This window comes from Pseudomonas sp. NPDC087803 (assembly GCF_044742995.1).
Classification (GTDB): Bacteria; Pseudomonadota; Gammaproteobacteria; order Pseudomonadales; family Pseudomonadaceae; genus Aquipseudomonas.
The window spans coordinates 26,762-47,644 of record NZ_JBIUVO010000024.1 but is presented as its reverse complement, the minus strand read 5'-3'; the positions used below and the strand labels follow the sequence as shown (position 1 = coordinate 47,644).

Below are 20,883 nucleotides of genomic sequence, written 5' to 3'. Positions count from 1 at the left end.
TCATGAAGCCATTTATCCTACCGCCACGCTTCTCGCGAGCCGGACACCTGGTGGCGCTGCTGCTGGTGTTGTTCGCGCCTGCCGCCGAGGCACTGACCCAGCAGATCAGTGCCTCGTTCCGCCCCGATTCAGCCAACCCGCAAAACAACCGATTCACCAACACCACACCGGTCAGTGGTTATTGCGAACAACATCCGACGGCTTGTCGCGACAACAATATTTTCAGCATTCGCCTGCCGCTGCGCTTCGACTCTGTCCGGGCGCTGCAACCAGACGCCGACGCCCGCAACAGCGCAATGTTCAAACTGCCCACCGAGTGGCGCTTGCTGTCGGTGACCAACACCGAAACCGGGGAGACAGAGCAGGTCGAGGTGCGGATCGCAGGTTTTGGTTCTGACCAGTTGTTGAGCCATAGCACCGTTGATCTGACGGGCGCGCCGGATATCCGCCAAGGGCATGACCAGTTGTGGCACGGCAGTGGCTGGCTGTTTGCTGCGCCACCGTGCCAATACAGCGGTTTGGTCACGTACACCAGTCGCACCTACAGTTTTTTCTGGAAAACCCCGTCGGAAGGCACCTGCGTCAAGGTCGCGAGGTTCGTGGTCCCCGCGATGTCCTACCAGTACCTGGATTTTGCCTACGAGCTGCGCACGCCCAATCCACTGGGCATGTCCTCCGGGGTTTATAACGGGCAGTTGAGTTATCGCATCGGCCCCGGTGGGGATTTCGACATGGGCGACGTCATGCTGCCGAGCGATTCGACACTGACGCTGGATTTTGCCCTCGACGTGCAGCACACCCTCAAGGTCGAGGTGCCACCGGGCGGTGACCAGGTCCAGTTGGTGCCGGCCGGTGGCTGGCAGAGCTGGTTGCAGGCCGGACGTCGGCCGGTAAGCCTGTTTCGTGACCAGATCTTCAATATTTCGGCGTCGTCGCGTTTCAAGATGCAGCTGGAGTGTGAAACACCGGGGATCGTCACCGACTGTGTGTTGCGCAGTCGCACCACCGACGGCATGGTTGAATTACACGTTTTCCTCAGTCTGCCCAATGGCCTGACCGACCTTTCCGGGCAGCCGGTCAAGCGCCGGCGATTGCGCACCGGCGCAGCCAACGCGCAATACTTTCAGCCAGGTTTCTATGTGGACCGAGCCCCCGGCACCCTGCATTTCGAGATCCCGGCATATGCCATGGAATTCTTATTGTTGCCCGGCCTTGGCGGTGCCTATTCCGGGCGGGTGACCGTGATCTGGGATTCGGATGTCTGACTGCCCGCCTGAACAGAAGTCAGGCGGGCTGCGGCCTCAGAGCCCGGCGCGGGTTAGCGCTTCACGGGTCAGACGGCGTGTCAGTGCTTTTTCCTCATCACCCAGATCGACCAGCAGGCGCTCGAAAATCGCATCGCTGATCGGCGCGTCGTCGAACACCACCGTCGGTGGCACCGGCAAATCGTTGATCAGCGTATTGAGCTGTTCGCGTAGCGCGCTGCGTTCGGCATCCACGCGCGCCTGCGTCCATTTCAGTTGGGTTTCGCGCAGGGTTTCCAGTTGCTCGTAGCGGGCCTGGTACAGACGCTTGTTGCGTTCCAGGCGCACCGGGTACTTGTCGCTCAGGTACTGCGCCCAGAACGACTGTTCAAGCATGGCGTCGATCAGCCCGTCACCCTCGCCGAGCGCCAGTACCGTTTCGTAGGCCTGATCGATCATTGCGTCGGTGACCCCGGACACCGGCCGATACAGCATGTCCTCGGACTGCCACGGCAGACCGAGACGTTTCGCCAGGCCGGTCTGATAGGCCAGATAGACTTCGACGTCATCCGGGGCACCGCCACGGCTGGCGACATCGGCCCGGGCAATCTCGTTGACGTGCTCCAGACGCGCGGCGCCCTTGGCCAGGGTCACCAGTTTGCGTTCCAGCTCCTTCGGCTCGATGGAATAGGCATGGGCCTCGTAGGCCAGTACGTTGATGCCCATGTTGTTGAATAACTGCGCACCGGCATCGGCGCAATCCACCGGGGCGACCACCATGGTGAACAGCTTTTCTCGCAGACGGCTGTCGACATGCACCGCATCGAGCATGCGCCATACCCGCTGCATCAGTTGCTCGCGGGCCGTACCGCCGGCGCGATAATCGGCAAAATCGCGCACGCTCAGCAGGGTTTGCATGAACGGCTGGGCCGCCGGTTCATCGACCAGCTCCGACCACGGCGTTTCGCGGTTTACCCCCCAGCCCGGCACGTCGCCCCAGTAATCGGCGCCAAAGCTGGAAATGATCGAGTTGACGCGCAGCGGGTCGCTGAACAGGACGGGTTCCGGCGGCAGGCTCATCGCTCGACGGTGGGCCTGATAGCGCAGTTGGTCGAGTTCCGACAGGGCGCCGACATCCAGGCGCGTGCGCGCCACCAGCCACTGCGCTTCGGAACCGGTCGGCACCTCGGGGATTGCGCTGAGCGGGTTGCCACGCAGATCGAGCAGAAAGCCCCGTGGTCGTGGTTTGGCCAGAGTGCCCTGCGGCCACTCGGTCAGCCCGGTGTACTTGAGCGCAACCACCTTCAGGCGTGGCATGCGCGACAGGTCGGGCGACAGGCCCAACGGGTTGTCGTCCATCTTCAGCACTTCAAGATAGGTCAGGCTGCGCAGGCGCTCGACCGCGGTGGTGTCCAGCACGATGTGGTTGTTGCTCAGGCGCAAGCGTTCGAGACGCCGCAGGGTGGTGCCGATGCGCTCGGGCAAGCGTGTCAGTTCGCAATATTGGGCACTGAGTTCCACCAGGTTCGGGAAGTCTTTGAGCAGACCCGTGGCCTCGCTGGAAAACCGTGTGTTGTCGAGTTTCAGCACCGAGACCTTGTCGAGGAATTTCTTCAGCACGGGACGTTTGGCCCACCAGACCTCCAGGTCCACCGACAGCAGTTGCCGGGACAGGTCCAGCGCGTAGACCGACGGGTCGGCGCGGTTGCCGAGGTCAGTGTTCTTGCGTTCGAAACACTCCAGCAGCCGCTCGTAGATGTGCAGTCCGCCGTCGTCGCGAAAGCTCTGGCTGGCGGGGCCCCAATGCTCCGGTTGCTGGAAGCGCCAGCGATGGACGATGTTGCGCAGTTCACGCAGATCGTTTTCATGGGCCTCGATCGCCGTGAGCGGTGCGCCCTGTTCAGTCAGGGCATTGGCGAATGCGTCGACTTCATCCGCGCTGAAGTGCGGATGCAGATCCTCGATGCGTTCCTGCAGCGTCGTGCCATCCTTGCTCAGGCCGCCACCCCGCAGCAGAAACAACATGTTGGGTTCGGCCGCCGGGCGGATCGGCGGCGTCGCCAGAACCGTGCGGCGCTCGCTCGGCGCCTGGGTCTTGGCGAGGATCCATTGCTTGAACGGCTCGACCTCATGCGTTTGATAGCCGAGGGCATTGCGCCCCTCGTGAGTGATCGCCTGCAGGACTGTTTCATACAGACCGCTTTCGGCATGCAGCGGCTGGTCGGCCGCATCGCGCAGCAGATAGCGGTCGGTCGCGACACGCACCAGCACCCGTAGCCGTGTGGCTGATTCGGCACCGGCGGCACAGCGTAGTTCGCCGTCGAACGTGGCCTCGCGAATTTCCACCCGCAGCGCCCCGAAGCTGTCGCTGTAATGGCGCAGGGCGCCGAGGATCAGCCGTTCGCTGTCGAGGTTGCTCAACGCTTCGTGCTGCAAACCCTGGGCAGCCCGCACCGACTGCAATTCAAACTGCACCTCACGGGCGCTGGTGCGCAGACGCAACGGCAAACGGCGGTGCGCGGTGATCTGCTGCAACTCCAGCGGAGTGGCCTGGGCGACCACCCGTTCGGCGAGCACCGGGATCAGTTGCGGGCAATCCACCAGCGCCTGACTGGCGGCCGGCGACAGGGGCGCTACGGGCGCATCCGGGCCGGCCATGCCGAGCCGTTGCAGGGTGTCGGCGAGCAACGGCGGCGGCTCGGCGTTTTCCACGTGCATGCGTCGCAGTGTGTTGTCGTCGGTACCGGTGAGCAGACGCATATGCTCTAGTTGTGCACTGCTGAAGCCATCGGTGCGGTGCCCGAGTCGGCGCATCAGCAGGGTTCCTTCCCACTGGCGCGGATTTTCCGTTTCACAGACCCAGGCACCGCGCCCATTGTGCTCAAGAGTCGGTGCATAGGCTTGCGGGCGGCTTGGGTGGCGGATGCGATGCTCCCCGGTCGGCTCCTTCGTCACTTCGAACAGGCCATGATCCAGGCGCAACAGTTGTTTGCCGTCCAGGGCATGCAAGCCTTGCGCGTCGGGGCGCACGTGTGGCGCCAAGGTGGTTTCCGGCAGGCGATAGGGGGCGAGGTCGGGGTTCCACAGGCGTGTCTTGCCATCGGCCAACTGCACCGGTTTCATCCCCGCGACAAAGGACGAGAGCTTCACTCGAGCGACGTGGCCCAGGGTGGTGCCGGCGGCGAATGCGCCGAGCTGGACGATGCTTTCCAGCACGCCGATGGCTTGTTCGCCGGCCTCGGCCAGATGCCCTTCGGCCAGATCCACTACGCCTTCGAACACCCCGTCGAGCAGTTGATAGCTGGTATAGGCGAGCATCAGCTCGCCGAGGAACGGCACGAACGGCGTGGCTACCAACAGCGCGACGTCGAGGATGTCGGAGAACATTTTCTGCAGGTTGTCCCACCACGCCCAGCGGGCCATGCGGTCGGCGTAGGCGGTGGCAATCGCGAGCTCGGCGGCGTCATTGAGGATCTTGTTGAGTTTGCAGCGATACAGATAACCCCACAGGTCACCGTTGAACCGGTTCTCGCGGTCGTCCTGGAATTTCACCAGGCTGAATTGTAGGTTCGGATTGTCCACGGCTGTTTCGCGCCAGCTCGGCAGGTTGGAGCCTGGCGCTGCGGGCTGCCATCGGACGGTTTCCAGACGCTCGTTGAGGCGCGCGAAAAAACTCCCGCGCTGGCGCTGGTCGACGAACTGGCTGAAGAATTTCTGATAACCCGAAGGCGTGCTTCTGTCGCGCAATTGCCGGGTCAGTTCGGCCATCAGCGCCAGCGTCGACGGGTATTGCTTGAGCGGATGTTCCGGATCATGGGGCACATAAGCGATGACCGGTACGGTGGCCTGCGCGCTGAAAACATCCGGGGCGATCAGGATGATCCCGGTCAGCGTGGTGTCCATCATCGCCAGGTTGTAGTAGCTGACCGTCTGGCCTTTCCATTTCAGCTGACGGCGGTCATCGAGCATGCCCTGGACGATCCGGTAGGCGTGCGGATCAATGTCCTTTTTCATCAGGGCCATGCGCGCGGCCAGGTCCAGCGCGTGCTTCTGGCTGAGGCTGACCTTGTGCCGCAGCGCCTGCCGGGCAACGCCGTCGTCGGGCAACAGAAACGCCTTCAGGTGCTGCTGGTAGCGCGCGCCGAGATCGAGCTCGCGGCACAGCGCCTTGAACTGCTCGATAGTGATCCTGCGTTTGAGCGGTTTGACCGTGAAACGGCCATTGGCATCGGGGCGGGTGATGAACTCCGAATCGGCACTGAAGGTTTCGCCAGCGGCAAAGTTATGCAGCGCGGCGTCCAGCAGCGACACCGTGCGGCTGTGGGTGGCGCCGGCAAAATCATGCGCCCACCATGAGGTTTTCACCGGCGCGTACAGGCGCACCCAGGTCTGCTCGACATCGTCTTCGATGCCGAAGCGCGACTTCAGCGCTTGCTGCAGCAGCGGTTTGGCAAAGGCATGGACGTCTTGCAGATTGCTCAGTGCGTTGTCGACTCCGTTCTGCGTCTTCCAGGCCATCTGCAACGCCTGTTGCAGACGCTGCTGATCGGCGGGCGCGGCGTCGCGCTGCCAGGGGGCGAGGCCGGGTCTGGCGGTCTTGAGTTGTTTGATGCGAGCCAGAGGGGTGTCGAGCAGCCACGCCGGCAAAGCGTTGGCGATCACCTGTTGATGACCGCTGAAATCGGCAGGGGCGAGGGGTGGCCCTTGCAGGGGAATTCTGGGCATTGCGCTGATCGTCCTTGATCAAAAGTGGAGCGATCAGACTAGGCAACGCCGGGCGCCTAAAAAAGCGCAAATACCCGCTTGAAGCCCGGCGGGTAGTTGCGCCGATCCTTCGAAAATTCAACGCTGAAAAATGCCGGGTTACTGCACCGACTGCGCGTTTGTATGCCTTAACGCGCCGCCGTGGTCTGCGGTGCCTGACACATGGTGTGCGTGCCCGGTTGCAGGTACGGCGAGAGGATCGGCGCCATGCCCTTGAGCACCTGCACCGGCAGCGCCGAGGTGAACTTGAAGTTCTCCGCCGAGCGCCCGGGAACGAACGCGGTCAGCGTGCCGAAGTGGTTGTCGCCGATGTAGAACACGAACGTCGCCGTGCGGTTGATCGACTTCGAACTGAGAATCCGCCCGCCGGAGCCGATGGCCTCGATGCGGTTGTCGCCGGTGCCGGTCTTGCCGCCCATCACCAGCGGCGTGCCGTCGGCGGTTTTGAAACTGCCGGAAACGCGTTTCGCCGTGCCCGAGTCCACCACTTGCGACAACGCCTCGCGCATCGCCGTAGCGACCTCCGAAGGCATCACCCGTTTGCCCACATGCGGGTCGTTGGTCAGGCGCGTTTCATACGGGGTGTCGGCGGCAAAATGCAGGCTGTCGATGCGCAGGGTCGGCATGCGCACGCCGTCATTGAGGATGGTGCCGATCAGCTCGGCCAGCGCGGCAGGGCGGTCGCCGGAACTGCCGATGGCGGTGGCCAGCGATGGCACCAGGTGGTCGAACGGATAGCCGACTTTCTGCCAGCGCTGATGAATCTCGAGGAACGCTTCGATCTCGAGCATGGTGCGGATGCGGCTGTCACGGGCGCCCTTGTGTTTGCTTTTGAACAGCCAGCTGTAGACTTCCTGACGCTCGAACTGGCTGGCCTTGACGATCTGACTGAAGGTGGCGTCCGGGTTGTGCAGCAGGTAGCCCATCAGCCACAGATCCAGCGGGTGGACCTTGGCGATGAAGCCCTGATCGGGCAGATCGTAGGTGCCCGGGCCGTAGGCGTCGTACAGGCGGATCAGACGATCATCGGTGAGTTTTTCGCTGAGCTTGGCGCCTTTCAGGTGTGCGCGCACGAAGCTGTTGAAGTCTTCCTGACTGGCATTGGGCAGCAGATAACGGTGCACCGCAGCCATGCGGATCGGGGTCGGGCGCATGCTGTCGAGGAAGGTCTCGAGGCGCGCCTGGGTGTCCTTGTTCTTGTACTTTTTCCAGAACTTGAGCAGGAACGAAGTCCCTTCGCGGTCGGCGAAATTGGCCAGGTATTCCTGACGCCGCGGGTCGCGGTCGTCCTTGAGCAATTCGGCGCTGCTGTTGGGGCCGGAGTAGGTGACGTAGCGCACCACGTCGCGCATCAGGCGAATGAACGGCAGGTTGATCGACTCGCGCAGGGCATCGCGCAGGGTCGGCATGCGGCCGTTGTCTTCCTTGCGAAAGTTGTGGAACACGTGCAGGCCGCCACCGGTGAAAAACGCCTCACCGGGGCTGGCCGAATATTTGCGGTCAAGCGCGGCACCGAGCATTTTCGACAGGTCGTGATCCTTGTTCTGGATCAGGTAATCGATCACCCACTGGCTGAGCCGGTCCTGATCCGGCACCTCGACTTTCTTCAGTTCCGGCACGCTCATGGCGCCGTACTTGTCGTGCAGTTCGGAGATGATTTGCAGGTAAGTGGTGAGCACACGCATCTTCGCTGTCGAGCCGAGTTCGAGCTTGCTGCCTTCGTTGATGTCGAACGGCTGATCGGTGCTGTCGGTCTGCACCCGCACCCGCGAGCCGTCCGGGGTCAGCTCGAACAGGGTGAAGCTGTAGCGCACCTGGGTGGTGCTGGTGGGGGTCAGCAGGCGTTCGCCGATCAAACCGATCTGCCCGGCAAAGGTCGGGTCGGCGAGTTTTTTCAGGTAGTCGGTGGCCTGGGTCTGCAGCTCGCCCTGCAAGGTGCTGGTGGCCGACAGGTCGAGACGATCGAGGTCGTACAGCGGACGGTTGAGCATGCTCGCCAGACGGCTGCGGGCGACGCTGATGCCCTTGTTGGTTTCGATCGGCTGGATCGTCGGCTGGGTCTGCCAGTCGCGGTAAGTGACCTTGCTCGCCAGCGCGGCATCGGCCAGCGCGCTGTCGATCACGCCGTTCTGTTTGAGCAGGCGCAAGTGGCTGTCGGTGAGGTCGGCGAGCTCTTCACGGCCCTTGGTCAGGTAATGCGAAGGGCGGCGCTGGGCGATCATCAGCGAGAGCATTTCGCGCAGGGCGAGGCCTTTGTCGGCCATGGTTTTCGGGTCGGTGGCCGGGCTGTTCAGCTGTGCGTTGGCCTGGTTGAAATCGCTGCCGTACCAGACCCGCAAACCTTCGGCCATGCCGTGGACTTCGCCATGCCCCGGCACGGCGGAGAGCGGCACGCTGTTGAGGTAGTCGCGGATGATGTTCTGCCGCGCGCCGAGGGTGTCCGGGCCGGGCTGATAGGCGCGAACGCTGGCGGACAGCATCTGGCGGATCTTCTCCGCGCCGGAGACCGTCAGGCCGTCAGGCGAGTGCCGGTACTTCTCCAGTTGCGTCGCCAGGGTGCTGCCACCCGCCGATTGCCCCGGCAGATGGAGCAGCTTCGCCACTTGCGACCAAGCCGCCATGCCGAAACGCGGCCAGTCCACCGCCGGGTTGGCCAGCGGTTGTTTGGGGTCGAGCAGAAAGCGGTTTTCGATGAACAGCAGACTGCTGACCACCACCGGCGGAATCGCCGCAAAACTCGAATACAGCTGCTGCGGATATTTGTACTGGTACAACGGCGCGGCGCGGCAATCGGTGATCGACAGCCCGGCCTGAATCTTTTCCGAATAGGGCACGAACAGACCTTTGTCGGTATAGCTGAGCAATGCCGGAGAAAACCGCGTCTGCTCGGTGACGACGTAATCGCGCTTGAGCAGGCGCGGCAGGAATTCATCGAGAGAGCTGTAACCCAGACGCAGATCGAACGGCCCGTTGCCCGGGTAGCGGATCGCTTCGCTGGGGCCGGGTTCCAGCTGATATTTGAGCGAGGCGGCGTATTGGCTCAGCTCACGGGACTGAAAACGCGAGGTGCGCATCTCCTTGCTCGCGGCCAGGCCCAGCACGATTGCGATAATCAGCAGCAATAACCAGAACGCCTTCCAGCCATGCCGGTTGCGGCTTTTTTTTGGGGGGACAGGCGCTTCATCCACACGTTCAGTCGGAACCACGGCTTTACTCGAATCGGTTTGCCACAAAGCGCCCATAGTCGATTGATCCATTCACGCAGATTGATCGGACTTGACTGAAGCTTAGACGGTGGTGGCGGATGGGGAAAAAAATGTGCGGGGTAGCCATCTGAACAAAACTGAAGTCGGTGGCTGTTTTGTGTGGAGGTTATCTGTGGAGAGGGGATTATTTGTGGTGATGGAATTAATCTGTGGTGATGGGATTTACCTGTGGCGAGGGGATTTATCCCCGATGGGGCGCGAAGCGGCCCCTAACCCAGGGGCACCGCATTTGAAGAGCTTGGGCCTGCTGCGCAGGCCATCGGGGCTAAATCCCCTCGCCACATTCAAATCTCCTGACCACAGATAAATCTTCTGACCACAGATAAATCTTCTGACCAAAGATAAATCTCCTCACCATGATCGGCTTCGGTAACGGACCTAGAGCCAGCAGGCGTCCCAAAGCGGGTAGTCGCCAATCCGCTCCACCAGTCCTGCCCGTAGCGGATTGGCGACGATGTAACGGGCGAACGGTTTCAAGTCCTCACCGTCACGGATGGCGCGGTCGTGGAAACCGGTTTGCCACAATCGGCCGCGACGACCGGTTTTCCTGTTAACGGCTTGGGTGCAGCGCGCCTTAACCGCGCCAATGACATTGCCAAGATTGTCGCTGTTCAACTGCATCAGCCAATGAAAGTGATCAGGCATGACCACCCAGGCAATGGATTCCACCAAGCCTTGTTCATGGGCGTGGCGAAACTCTGCAACCAATAAACGGCCTGTGCGCCAGTCGGAAAATACCGGCTGTCGGTCATACACGACAGAAGTGACGAAATAGGCTCGACCTGTTTCGGAGTGTCGGCCTAAACGAAGACGGTAGGTATTTGGTTTGACTGGCATGTTCGCTCCTTGCGTTCAGTGATCAAGGCCTGAAGGCTAGTGGCGGATTACTTGGGTGGGATCTGTAAATGCCGTAGGAATTTTCGGACGTGGCGAGTAGATGGGGTTGCCTGTGGCGAGGGGATTCAGCGAAACGTCGCACCGCCCCGATGGGGCGCGAAGCGGCCCTGACCAAGGGTGACCAAATTTGAAGAACTTGGGCCTGCTGCGCAGGCCATCGGGGATAAATCCCCTCACCACAAGAGCTTTCAGCGCAAATGGGCCATATGAACTGAGGAGTACCGGTTTAGAGCTGTTAAATCTTCAATACCACCCACCCAAGGGCATGACGATGCACCAACGCTGTGCAATACTCGCCGGCCTTTTTGGTGGCGACTATTCCTACGTAAAGCAGTTAATGCCTCTCCGTAATCCGGCTTTCTGCCGAGAGTTCCCGCTGAATGTTGTTGCTTATAGAGTGAAAAGCCCTGTCACAAGCTTTTTATACTGCACGCCCCGCTGATCTTGCAGGTCGGGACCTGCGAGACGCGTTTGCCCACGAGGCAAGCGCGGTTTCGGGAAGCCTGGGCCTATCGGTCGACGCTTCGCCACTCGGTGGTCATATCCAATAACAAGACGAGGTTGTATCCCTATGCCAGTCGGCAATCACCTGCCCCATGGCGAGACCGCTCACGGCGGCCCGCTCAAACGCGAACTCGGTGAACGGCATATCCGCCTGATGGCGCTCGGCGCCTGTATCGGCGTCGGCCTGTTCCTGGGTTCGGCCAAGGCCATTGAAATGGCCGGTCCGGCAATCATGCTGTCGTACATTCTCGGCGGCCTGGCGATCCTGGTGATCATGCGCGCCCTCGGTGAGATGGCCGTGCACAACCCGGTGGCCGGCTCGTTCAGTCGTTACGCCCAGGACTACCTCGGCCCGCTGGCGGGCTTTCTCACCGGCTGGAACTACTGGTTCCTGTGGCTGGTGACCTGCGTCGCGGAAATCACCGCCGTCGCCGTGTACATGGGTATCTGGTTCCCCGATGTGCCGCGCTGGATCTGGGCCCTCGCGGCGCTGGTCAGCATGGGCTCGATCAACCTGATCGCGGTAAAAGCCTTCGGTGAATTCGAGTTCTGGTTCGCCCTGATCAAGATCGTCACCATCATCGCCATGGTGATTGGCGGCATCGGCGTGATCGCCTTCGGTTTCGGCAACGACGGCGTGGCGCTGGGGATTTCCAACCTGTGGGCCCACGGCGGCTTCATGCCCAACGGCGTGACCGGTGTGCTGATGTCCCTGCAGATGGTGATGTTCGCCTACCTTGGTGTCGAGATGATCGGCCTGACCGCCGGTGAAGCGCGGAACCCGCAGAAGACCATCCCGAACGCGATCGGCTCGGTGTTCTGGCGCATTCTGCTGTTCTACGTCGGTGCGCTGTTCGTGATCCTGTCGATCTACCCGTGGAACGAGATCGGCACCCAGGGCAGCCCGTTCGTGATGACCTTCGAACGTCTGGGCATCAAGACCGCCGCCGGCATCATCAACTTCGTGGTGATCACCGCGGCACTGTCGTCGTGCAACGGCGGCATCTTCAGTACCGGGCGCATGCTCTACAGCCTGGCGCAGAACGGCCAGGCCCCGGCCGGTTTCGCCAAGACTTCCAATGGCGTGCCACGCCGCGCGTTGCTGCTGTCGATTTTCGCGCTGCTGATCGGCGTGCTGCTCAACTACCTTGTGCCGGAGAAAGTCTTCGTCTGGGTGACTTCGATTGCGACCTTCGGCGCGATCTGGACCTGGGTGATGATCCTGCTGGCGCAACTGAAATTCCGCAAAGGCCTGAGCGCCAGCGAACGTGCCGGCCTCAAATACAAAATGTGGCTGTACCCGGTCAGCTCGTACTTCGCGCTAGCGTTCCTGGTGCTGGTGGTCGGCCTGATGGCGTACTTCCCGGACACCCGCGTGGCGCTGTATGTGGGGCCGGTGTTTCTGGTGCTGCTGACGGTGTTGTTCTACGTGTTCAAGTTGCAGCCGACCGGTGAATCGCCAGGCGCGGTGCGTTCGGCCACTTGATGTAGCGCGGTAGCAAGCAAAAGCAAAAGCAAAAGCAAAAGATCGCAGTCTGCGGCAGCTCCTACAGGGTGAATACATATCCCGTGCAGGAGCTGCCGCAGGCTGCGATCTTTTGCCGTTTTACCGCCGGTCCGAAACAGCGATACAAACACTGCAACAACGCTCAAACGTGTATCACCTTGCAATCCCGCGCGGCAGTGAACCGAGGCGCAGACATGAGGGCGAGCGCATTTCTCCAACGAGAGCTCAGTCACCGGCAAGCCCTGCTGTTCTTCCTGCTTGCCACCGCGTTGTATGTCCTGCCACTGATCCTCGCCGAATTCCCCTACATCGACGACAACTGGCGCACGCTGGCCGCCGGCAACGCCTGGGCCGGGCAGGGGCGGCTGTTTGCCGACTGGTTTTATCAGGCGCTGACCTTCACCGGGGCGGCACCTAACATCTACCCGTTACCCCTGTTGCTCGCCGTCGTGGCGATGAGTCTGGCGCTGACTCGCCTGACCTTTCACTACTTCGCCGAACCGACGCTGGCCTGTTGTCTGGTGCCATTGCCGCTCTGGTACAACCCGTTCCTGTTGCAGAACCTGTCCTATCAATACGACGGCCCGATCATGGTCCTGAGCATGGTTGCGGTGCTCTACGCCATCACGTTCGAAGGTTCATCGCGGGTGCAGCGCTGGCTGGTGCCGGCGGCGTTGCTGGCGCTGGCGATCGGGCTGTATCAGATCAGCCTCAATGTGTTTTTCGGTCTGTGTTGTGTCGAGTTGATCAGGGCTGTTCAGCGGCAAACGCCGTGGCCGGAGATCCTGCGGATGGTGGGCTGGAAACTCGCACAAGCTGGCCTGGGCATCCTGATCTACAGCGTCACGGCGTACCCGTTCATGGAGACGTTGCGAAGAACGGATCTGTTGAACCTGGACGCCAATCCGCTGTTGCAGATCGGCATCAATTTCTCTCGGGTTCTGCGGAACGTCGCACTGCTGTTTCACGGCGGCTACCCATGGGTTTTCGCTGCGCTGGTGTTGTGCGCGATCACCGGTTGCGTGCGGCTGGTTCAGGGCCGCCAGCACCGTTGGCCAACCCTGCTGCTGTGCTTGCTCACGCTGCCCGTTCTGGCTTTGCTGGTGCCGGGGATCACCCTGCTGTTTCGGGATTTCAATGAAGGCGCGCGGACCCTGATGGGGTTCGGCGTGTTGCTGTCGGGATTGTTCTATTTGGCGCACGTTGCGCTGGCATCCGGGCACCGTCGCTTGTCGTTGCTGCTGATCATTCCGCTGCTGGCGACGCTCTCGCTGTCCTTCGCGTATGGCCGGGTACTGAGCCTGCAGAAAACCTTTGCCAACAGCGCGCTGTACAGCCTTAGTCACGACATCGCCGCCCATCGCGAACTGCGTGAAGCCAAGCGGATCTACCTGTCGGTGAGCTACTCCGATCGCTGGCTGGCCAGTGCGACCGGTTCATTCAAGCGGCTGCCGGTGCTGCACTATCTGCTCAACATCGACTACTTCGTGCTCGCGGAAAGCCTGCCGTCAGCCGGCATCACCAACGTGGTCGCCGAACGCGAACGGCGCAACGCCATCCACGTCGGTTATCAGGATTTTCCGGCGCTGGTGGACAGCCTGTATTACCGGATTTACCTGATTGGCGATTACGCCTTCATCGTGATGAAAGAACCGCCTCATGGCAGGTTGCTGCAGTGGTAACCCTGACCGTCCGTCGCAATCCACCCTGTACCTGTAATTTCTGACAGTAGACCACTCGAGCGACTTGCCCTAGCTTCGACAATCAGCCGGACCACGCCATGGCAAGGAACCGTAATGAAAGGATTTCCTGCGCTGACAGTGATTGGAATTGCCGATGCCCTGATCCACTGGCAGATTTTTTTTGTTTTGTGCAGCGCCATCGGGTTGACCCAGGCAGCCAGCAACTTCGCCGCGTTCTGCGTGGCGACGGCGTTCTCGTTTTACGTGAACATGCTCTACACCTTCGACAGCAAAACCCCGATCTTCGGCTATTTGCTGTTTATTGGTCTGATGGGGGGCGCAAGCTTTGGTATCGGCAGGATTGCCGATACGCGTGACTGGAGTGGTCTGCTGACGGTCACGGTGTTTACCGCGTTGAACCTGATGTTGAGTTACGGCTTTTTCCGCTTCGCGCTGTTTCGCGGACAACGGACATGAAAGCCTTGCTCGCCGTACCTTTTTTCAAAGACGCGAATGTTTCAGTGCGGGCCGATCGGCTGGTTCTGGCGGCAGTTCTGATTATTGCGCTGTGCGTGCGGTTCTACTCCATTACAGTCCCCGCGATCTGGAATGACGAGGCCTACAGTCTGCTGCTGGCTCGAGAAACGCCGGCGCGCATCTGGGCGTTGACCGCTCTGGATGTGCACCCGCCGCTTTACTATGTGCTGCTGCATTATTGGGTGGCAGTGTGGGGAGAGTCTCCTTTGGCGGCTCGTGCATTCAGTGTGTTGGCTGATATCGGCACGTTGCTGCTTTGCATCAAGCTGATGAGCCTGATCTCGACACGCAGGGCTACCTGGATTGCTGCGTTACTACTGGCGCTCCTACCGATATCAGTGCGTTACAGTCAAGAAGTACGGATGTACACGTTGCTTGGATTCTGGCTGATGGCCGCAACCGTGGCATTGCTATGTTGGGCAAGACAGCCTGAGCAAAAACGCTTTGCGTTGATCTACGTTTTGCTGATGACTGCCGCGTTTTATACCCACTACTTCGCAGGGCTGTGCGTGCTGGTGCATTGGCTGTTCTGGTGGCAGAGCCGGGCCACTCGCGACGGGGCGGCGATTTCAGCGCAATCATGGTTAGTAGCCAATATTGCGATCGTGTTTCTGTATTTGCCCTGGGTTCCCCGTTTCATCCAGCAGCTGGGTAGCATCGGCACCTTCGACTGGATAAAGCCTGTGACGTTGCAGGGAGCCTTGACGCTTGTCTGGCAGTTCACCGTTCTCGGGGAGGCTGCTTCAATACCTCTGACGTGGCAACTGTTGCCGTGTGGGCTGATGTTGGTGTTTGCCGGAACAATCATCATCAGCAACCCCGGCAAACGTCACTTCAGTGTTTTGCTGGTCAGTTACTTCTTTATTCCGCTGCTCGCACTGTATCTGGTTGCCTTGGCGCTTCCTTTTTTTGTACCCCGATACCTGGTGTTCTGCGCGCCGGCCCTCGCGCTGATTTCTGCGGCGGCGATGGATATCTGGGGACAGCGTCGAATCATTCTGGCGAGCGCTGCGTTGCTGTTGTTGGTCATTATGCAAGTTCACGGTCTGACGATGGTGTACCGACAAACCGATGGATTAAACGGGACAGACGCACGCAAGGACACTGGCTTCAGCTCATTGGTCATTCAGTTGAATCGGCTGGCGCATCCAGGAGACAAGATCGTGATCGCGAGTGCTTTCTGGTATCCGAGCTTCGCCTATTACAACACCACAGGTATTGATCCAAAGTTCGAGATCCGCACATCAATTGATGAATTCTTGAAGCTCACCCGTCAGGGTGTGTTTGGCCTGCTCAATGATCCGGTAATGAACGCCTATATTGATGGTGTGACGGTGCTTGATTGTGCAGGCCGAACAATCTGGTGGATTACCGATACGATTTTGCCGAATGAACCACCGCGCTTTGCGAAAGGGAGGAGACCTCTGCAATCGTTGCAGGAGGGGAATGTTTCGTTGTATTCGTTTGCCTGTGACCGGAGTGCCGACCTCAACTGAAGCCGGCACTCCGGTTGCGCTTATGCAGCCACCACCTCGCTCGGCTCAAAACTGTCCGCCCGCGCCATCTGCCACATCCGCGAGTAGAACTCGCCATTCACCTCGCCCGTGAGCAATTCCCCCGGTTTAAGAAACACATGCAGCTGCGAAAACAGCTTGATTTCGGTCGCCGACATGCGTCGCACCAGATGTTTGGCCGAGAGTTGCGACGGATGCTCAAGGCCTGCGGCGGCGAGCATTTCTGCCAGCGCCTTGAGCGTGTTGCGGTGGAAGTTGTAGACGCGCTGGGCCTTGTCCGGGACGACGAGGGCGCGTTGGCGCAGGGCATCTTGCGTGGCGACGCCGGTCGGGCATTTGTTGGTGTGGCAGCTTTGCGACTGGATGCAGCCGATGGCGAACATGAAACCGCGTGCCGAGTTGGCCCAGTCGGCGCCGATGGCGAGGACGCTGGCGATGTCGAAGGCGCTGACGATCTTGCCGCTGGCGCCGAGTTTGATCTTGTCGCGCAGGTTCAGGCCGACCAGGGTGTTGTGCACGAACAACAGGCCTTCGCGCATCGGCACGCCGATGTGGTCGGTGAATTCCACGGGTGCGGCGCCGGTGCCGCCTTCCTTGCCGTCGACCACGATGAAGTCGGGGAGGATGCCGGTTTCCAGCATGGCCTTGGCGATGCCCATGAACTCCCATGGATGGCCGAGGCAGAACTTGAAGCCCACCGGTTTGCCGCCGGACAGTTCACGCAGCTGCTGGATGAAATGCATCATTTCGATCGGCGTGGAAAACGCGCTGTGGCGTGACGGCGAGATGCAGTCTTCGCCCATCATGATGCCGCGAGTGTCGGCGATTTCCTGGGTGACCTTGTGCTTGGGCAGAATCCCGCCGTGGCCGGGTTTGGCGCCCTGGCTCATCTTGATTTCGATCATCCGCACCTGTGGATTCTGCGCCTGGGTGGCGAAGCGTTCCGGGTCGAAACGACCGTCGCTGGTGCGACAGCCGAAGTAGCCGCTGCCCAGTTCCCAGGTCAGGTCGCCGCCGTTTTCGCGGTGATACGGGCTGATGCTGCCTTCGCCGGTGTCGTGGGCGAAGTTGCCGAGTTTGGCGCCCTGATTCAATGCGCGGATGGCGTTGGCGCTGAGCGAGCCGAAGCTCATCGCCGAGATGTTGAACACCGAGGCCGAGTAGGGCTGGGTGCACTGCGGGCCGCCGACGGTGACGCGGAAACTGTTGGGATCGCTCAACGGCGCCGGGCGCATCGAGTGGCCGATGAATTCAAAGCCCGATTGATACACGTCGATCAGCGTACCGAAGGGTTTGTCGGCGCTTTCATTCTTCGCTCGCGAATAGACCAGCGAACGCTGGGCGCGGGAAAAGGGCAGGGCGTCGCTGTCGGATTCCAGCAGGTACTGGCGAATCTCCGGGCGGATGCCTTCGACCAGATAGCGGATGTTGCCCAGGATCGGGTAGTTGCGGCGCACCGCGTGCGGGCTCTGCAGCAAATCGAACACCCCGAGCAGGCTCAACACACCGGTGACGGCGGTGATCGGCCACAGCCAGTCATGGTCGAGAAAGGGCAGGCTGGCGAGGGTGAAAATCACGCAGACGGCAAAGAAGGCGTAGCGGCTCAGGAGTGACAGGCTCATACGGTTTCCTTGGTTCGGACTCAATGGTTACCCATGGCGCGCAGACTGGCTTGCTCTTGTGGCGAGGGAGCTTGCTCCCGCTGGGTTGCGCAGCAGCCCCAAACCTGGCCATCACGGTCTGCCTGATGCATCGCGTGACCAGGTTTTGCGACTGCTGCGCAGCCGAGCGGGAGCAAGCTCCCTCGCCACAGGGGATTCCAAGCTTCAGATATCTCCTGCGTGCCAAGGCTTTTCAGGCGTTCTGCGCCTGGAGAAAAATCGAAAACAGCTCCGACTGGGATTTGATTCCCAGCTTGCTGTACATGTGTTTCTTATGGACTTTCACGGTTTCCACGGAGATTTCCAGCTTACGGGCGATTTCTTTACTGGAGCAACCGCTGAGCATCAAACGTCCGACATCCAGTTCCCGGGCGGTCAGGTGCGCGCCCTTGAGTTGTTGCACCGACGCTTCCAGTTGTACCCGCCAGTCGATCTGCGCCGGTGCGGTAGCGACGGCCACGGTGTCGTTGATTTCGTGCGGCAAGCGTTGACGCAACAGGCCCAGTACCCACGGCTGGATCAAAGACAGCAAAGCAATCTGTTCGCCAGTGAAAGGTTTTTCACTGCCCAGCGACAGGCACAGCGTGCGTTCGCCGTCGAGCTGGCAATTGAACTGGATTTCGTCGGCGACCACATTCAGACGAAAGTATCGCTGGTAATACTCGGTCAGCTCGAAATGTTCGGGCGCCACCTCCGACAGGCGGTACAACCCGCTGCGCGGCTGTTCGCGGCTGGCGATGTAGAACGGGTCGAGCAGGTATACCCCGCGCAGGTAATCCTGAAACAGCGGGTCGGGACTGCCGTCCTCGCCGGGGCATTCGGCGAATACCTGCGGGTGCTGATCGGCGCTGAACAGCAGCGCCACCCAGCTATCGAACGCCACATACTGGTCGAGCAGGCGCACCAGTTGCGCCCAGAAATTCGGCTTGTCCAGCGCCTCGATCAATTGGCCGACGGCGCGGTGCCAGGTGATGTCATCCAGTGAAACAGTCATCGTCTACCCCTGTCGGGTTACCCCGGCCGCGTGATTCCCCGGCCGGTCGCAGCTGCGCATACTGGCCCACAGACAGCCACCGGGCAATCTTTCGGCGCCCGATGTTCAGCACAAGGATCACTCATGAAAGTCGAACTCGCCCAACTGGCGGGCCGTGACCAGGACACGGCACACAACCTTGCGCGCGCCCTCGCAGCGATGGCAGCGTGCGCGGCCGATACGTCACTGATCGTGTTCCCGGAGACCCACCTGACGGGCTTCCCGACGGCCGACAGCGTGGCGCAGATCGCCGAGCCGCTGGATGGCCCGACCGTCAGCGCGGTGCAGGCCGCCGCCCGCGAGCACAACATCGCTGTGGTGATCGGCATGGCCGAGAACGACAACGGGCGCTTCTACAACACCACGCTGCTGATCACCCCCGAAGGCATCGCGCTCAAATACCGCAAGACCCATCTCTGGGCTTCGGATCGCGGCGTGTTCGAGGCTGGCGACCGCTATGCCACCTGCGAATGGAACGGCGTGCGCGTCGGCCTGCTGATCTGCTACGACATCGAATTCCCCGAATCTGCCCGTGCACTGGCACAGCTGGGCGCCGAATTGCTGATTGTGACCAACGGCAACATGGACCCGTACGGCCCGACCCACCGCACCGCGATCATGGCCCGTGCTCAGGAGAATCAGGCGTTTGCGCTGATGGTCAATCGCGTTGGGGCCGGGGATGACGGCTTGGTGTTTGCCGGCGGCAGTGCGCTGGTCGATCCGCTGGGGACACTGCTGTTCGAAGCGGGGCGTGAGGCAGGGCAGTTCAGTGTTGAGCTGGATTTCCGGCAGTTGGAGGTTGCGCGCAAGGATTATCGCTATCTGCAGGATCAGCGCTTGAAACTGCCGGGGGAGGTGCTGGAGCACGCTTCGGGATTGCGTGAGTTGCTGATTCCTTTGCGCTGATCCGGATGCCGTGTCGGTCGGTCTGACGCCTTCGCGAGCAAGCCCGCTCCCTCAGTGACCGCGTTTCCCCTGTGGCAATCCCCCAGACCAACAGTCACCGCGAACTTCCTGTGGGAGCGGGCTTGCTCGCGAAGGCGGCCGCATGGACGACATAACCGTCTGATCCGCAAAAAATCAGTGCAACCGTGTTGCAGGTCGCCCGCCGCCACAGAGACTTTGCGTTCGGCGCAGGGCATGTGATGCTTGCGGCTTTTGCGCCAGGGGCTTGTTCTTCATGTCGACGTTTGCCAACGAAAAAACCATTCGCATCGCTGCCGCTCTGTTGCTCAATGCCGCCGGCCAGACCCTGCTGGTGCGCAAGCGTGGCACCACCGCGTTCATGCAGCCGGGGGGCAAGATCGAGGCTCATGAGTTGCCAGTGCATGCGCTCGCCCGCGAGCTGGAAGAAGAGCTGGGGCTGGCGATTGATCCGGCGCAGGCAACATTTCTCGGGCAGTTCTCGGCACCTGCCGCCAACGAGCCGGGGTTTGTCGTTCAAGCGCAGATTTTTCAACTGACGATCGCCGCCGAGGTGACGCCCGCTGCTGAAATCGAGGAAGTGATCTGGATCGACCCGGCCACTGACGCCGGGCTGCTGCTGGCGCCATTGACACGCGACCTGATCCTGCCGTTTTATCGCCATTCGCTGACCGCGATCGCCTGATCATTCACGCACAGGACGCCCACCATGATCCCGCTTCCAGACCTGCTGATCTTCGCTGCCGCCGCGCTGTTGATGGTGCTGACGCCGGGGCCGAACATGATCTACCTGATCTCGCGCTCGATCTGCCAGGGACGCAAGGCCGGGGTCACGTCGCTGCTCGGCGTGGTGGCCGGGTTTTTCGTGCACATGTTTGCGGCGGCGGCCGGTTTGACCGCCGTGTTCCTCGCGGTGCCGCTGGCCTATGAAGTACTGAAATGGGCCGGCGCCCTGTACTTGCTGTGGCTGGCCTGGCAAGCGGTGAAGCCCGGTGCACGCTCGCCGTTCGAGGCAAGGCAACTGCCAGCGGACTCATCGCGCAAACTGATCACCATGGGCTTTCTCACCAGCGCGCTGAACCCGAAGATCGCGGTGTTCTACCTTTCGGTGTTTCCGCAATTCATCACGCCTGAACACGGTTCGGTGTTCACCCAGAGTATCCTCCTCGGCCTGACCCAGATCAGCGTCAGTTTCACCGTCAATCTGTTGATCGCGCTGTTCGCGGCAAGCATCGCTTCGTGGTTCGTACGCAACCCGACGTGGCTGGCGCTGCAGCGTTATGTCATGGGTTTTGTGCTCGGTGGCCTGGCCGTGCGCCTGATGCTTGAACAACGCAAGGCGGCCTGAAC

Annotated in this window: 13 protein-coding genes; 8 read left to right on the top strand and 5 right to left on the bottom strand. The window is 61.0% G+C overall.

The genetic code is table 11. The features are described 5' to 3' along the window. Window positions 1-2: 2 nt before the first annotated feature. Window positions 3-1,265: a hypothetical protein gene (locus ACIOUG_RS14660; protein ID WP_401066545.1), complete on the top strand. Its 1,263-nt coding sequence runs from the start codon at window positions 3-5 to the stop codon at window positions 1,263-1,265. A gap of 36 nt (window positions 1,266-1,301) precedes the next feature. On the opposite strand, the gene ACIOUG_RS14655 is transcribed toward ACIOUG_RS14660, so the two are convergent. The 3 genes from ACIOUG_RS14655 to ACIOUG_RS14645 all read right to left on the bottom strand — a co-directional run bounded on the left by ACIOUG_RS14655 (window position 1,302) and on the right by ACIOUG_RS14645 (window position 10,111). Further along, window positions 1,302-5,969, bottom strand: a complete 4,668-nt coding sequence (locus ACIOUG_RS14655; RefSeq protein ID WP_401066544.1) for a dermonecrotic toxin domain-containing protein — start codon at window positions 5,967-5,969, stop codon at window positions 1,302-1,304. Window positions 5,970-6,136: 167 nt separating this feature from the next. Further along, window positions 6,137-9,250 (bottom strand): transglycosylase domain-containing protein, encoded by a 3,114-nt coding sequence (locus ACIOUG_RS14650; RefSeq protein ID WP_401066542.1) that lies wholly within the window; start codon window positions 9,248-9,250, stop codon window positions 6,137-6,139. A 402-nt stretch (window positions 9,251-9,652) separates the two neighbouring features. After that, a complete protein-coding gene (locus ACIOUG_RS14645; protein WP_401066540.1) occupies window positions 9,653-10,111 on the bottom strand; it encodes an REP-associated tyrosine transposase in 459 nt (152 codons plus the stop codon). 631 nt (window positions 10,112-10,742) lie between these two features. Between ACIOUG_RS14645 and ACIOUG_RS14640 the strand changes: the two genes are divergently transcribed. From ACIOUG_RS14640 to ACIOUG_RS14625, 4 genes are all read left to right on the top strand, one after another. Further along, window positions 10,743-12,161: an amino acid permease gene (locus ACIOUG_RS14640; RefSeq protein WP_401066539.1), complete on the top strand. Its 1,419-nt coding sequence runs from the start codon at window positions 10,743-10,745 to the stop codon at window positions 12,159-12,161. Between the two features lie 215 nt (window positions 12,162-12,376). Continuing rightward, window positions 12,377-13,864, top strand: coding sequence for a glucosyltransferase domain-containing protein (locus tag ACIOUG_RS14635; RefSeq protein WP_401066537.1), 1,488 nt, complete (start codon window positions 12,377-12,379; stop codon window positions 13,862-13,864). Between the two features lie 114 nt (window positions 13,865-13,978). Further along, window positions 13,979-14,341, top strand: coding sequence for a GtrA family protein (locus ACIOUG_RS14630; protein ID WP_401066535.1), 363 nt, complete (start codon window positions 13,979-13,981; stop codon window positions 14,339-14,341). After that, window positions 14,338-15,897, top strand: coding sequence for a hypothetical protein (locus tag ACIOUG_RS14625; RefSeq protein WP_401066533.1), 1,560 nt, complete (start codon window positions 14,338-14,340; stop codon window positions 15,895-15,897). The genes ACIOUG_RS14630 and ACIOUG_RS14625 overlap by 4 nt, the downstream gene beginning before the upstream one ends. Before the next feature lie 20 nt (window positions 15,898-15,917). Here ACIOUG_RS14625 and ACIOUG_RS14620 read toward each other — a convergent pair whose 3' ends face one another. Both ACIOUG_RS14620 and ACIOUG_RS14615 read right to left on the bottom strand, forming a co-directional pair. After that, on the bottom strand, window positions 15,918-17,537 hold the full coding sequence (locus ACIOUG_RS14620; RefSeq protein WP_401066532.1) for an FMN-binding glutamate synthase family protein: 1,620 nt from the start codon (window positions 17,535-17,537) through the stop codon (window positions 15,918-15,920). A 232-nt stretch (window positions 17,538-17,769) separates the two neighbouring features. After that, the gene (locus tag ACIOUG_RS14615; protein WP_401066530.1) at window positions 17,770-18,570 is read right to left on the bottom strand and encodes a response regulator transcription factor; all 801 of its coding nucleotides are present in this window, start codon (window positions 18,568-18,570) and stop codon (window positions 17,770-17,772) included. Between the two features lie 123 nt (window positions 18,571-18,693). Between ACIOUG_RS14615 and ACIOUG_RS14610 the strand changes: the two genes are divergently transcribed. The 3 genes from ACIOUG_RS14610 (at window position 18,694) to ACIOUG_RS14600 (ending at window position 20,881) form a co-directional block, all read left to right on the top strand. Further along, a complete protein-coding gene (locus ACIOUG_RS14610) occupies window positions 18,694-19,515 on the top strand; it encodes a carbon-nitrogen hydrolase family protein (protein WP_401066529.1) in 822 nt (273 codons plus the stop codon). A 274-nt stretch (window positions 19,516-19,789) separates the two neighbouring features. Then, window positions 19,790-20,218: an NUDIX domain-containing protein gene (locus ACIOUG_RS14605; RefSeq protein WP_401066527.1), complete on the top strand. Its 429-nt coding sequence runs from the start codon at window positions 19,790-19,792 to the stop codon at window positions 20,216-20,218. Between the two features lie 24 nt (window positions 20,219-20,242). Next, entirely contained in the window at window positions 20,243-20,881 is a 639-nt protein-coding gene (locus ACIOUG_RS14600; RefSeq protein WP_401066526.1) for a LysE family translocator, read from the top strand. Window positions 20,882-20,883: the final 2 nt, after the last annotated feature.

Excerpts from the sequence above, each read along its gene's own strand:
- ACIOUG_RS14635 (WP_401066537.1), top strand. The coding sequence starts at position 12,377 with ATGAGGGCGAGCGCATTTCTCCAACGAGAGCTCAGTCACCGGCAAGCC.
- ACIOUG_RS14640 (WP_401066539.1), top strand. The coding sequence starts at position 10,743 with ATGCCAGTCGGCAATCACCTGCCCCATGGCGAGACCGCTCACGGCGGC.
- ACIOUG_RS14615 (WP_401066530.1), bottom strand. The coding sequence starts at position 18,570 with ATGACTGTTTCACTGGATGACATCACCTGGCACCGCGCCGTCGGCCAA.
- ACIOUG_RS14645 (WP_401066540.1), bottom strand. The coding sequence starts at position 10,111 with ATGCCAGTCAAACCAAATACCTACCGTCTTCGTTTAGGCCGACACTCC.
- ACIOUG_RS14625 (WP_401066533.1), top strand. The coding sequence starts at position 14,338 with ATGAAAGCCTTGCTCGCCGTACCTTTTTTCAAAGACGCGAATGTTTCA.
- ACIOUG_RS14650 (WP_401066542.1), bottom strand. The coding sequence starts at position 9,250 with ATGGGCGCTTTGTGGCAAACCGATTCGAGTAAAGCCGTGGTTCCGACT.
- ACIOUG_RS14655 (WP_401066544.1), bottom strand. The coding sequence starts at position 5,969 with ATGCCCAGAATTCCCCTGCAAGGGCCACCCCTCGCCCCTGCCGATTTC.
- ACIOUG_RS14610 (WP_401066529.1), top strand. The coding sequence starts at position 18,694 with ATGAAAGTCGAACTCGCCCAACTGGCGGGCCGTGACCAGGACACGGCA.
- ACIOUG_RS14600 (WP_401066526.1), top strand. The coding sequence starts at position 20,243 with ATGATCCCGCTTCCAGACCTGCTGATCTTCGCTGCCGCCGCGCTGTTG.
- ACIOUG_RS14620 (WP_401066532.1), bottom strand. The coding sequence starts at position 17,537 with ATGAGCCTGTCACTCCTGAGCCGCTACGCCTTCTTTGCCGTCTGCGTG.
- ACIOUG_RS14605 (WP_401066527.1), top strand. The coding sequence starts at position 19,790 with ATGTCGACGTTTGCCAACGAAAAAACCATTCGCATCGCTGCCGCTCTG.
- ACIOUG_RS14630 (WP_401066535.1), top strand. The coding sequence starts at position 13,979 with ATGAAAGGATTTCCTGCGCTGACAGTGATTGGAATTGCCGATGCCCTG.
- ACIOUG_RS14660 (WP_401066545.1), top strand. The coding sequence starts at position 3 with ATGAAGCCATTTATCCTACCGCCACGCTTCTCGCGAGCCGGACACCTG.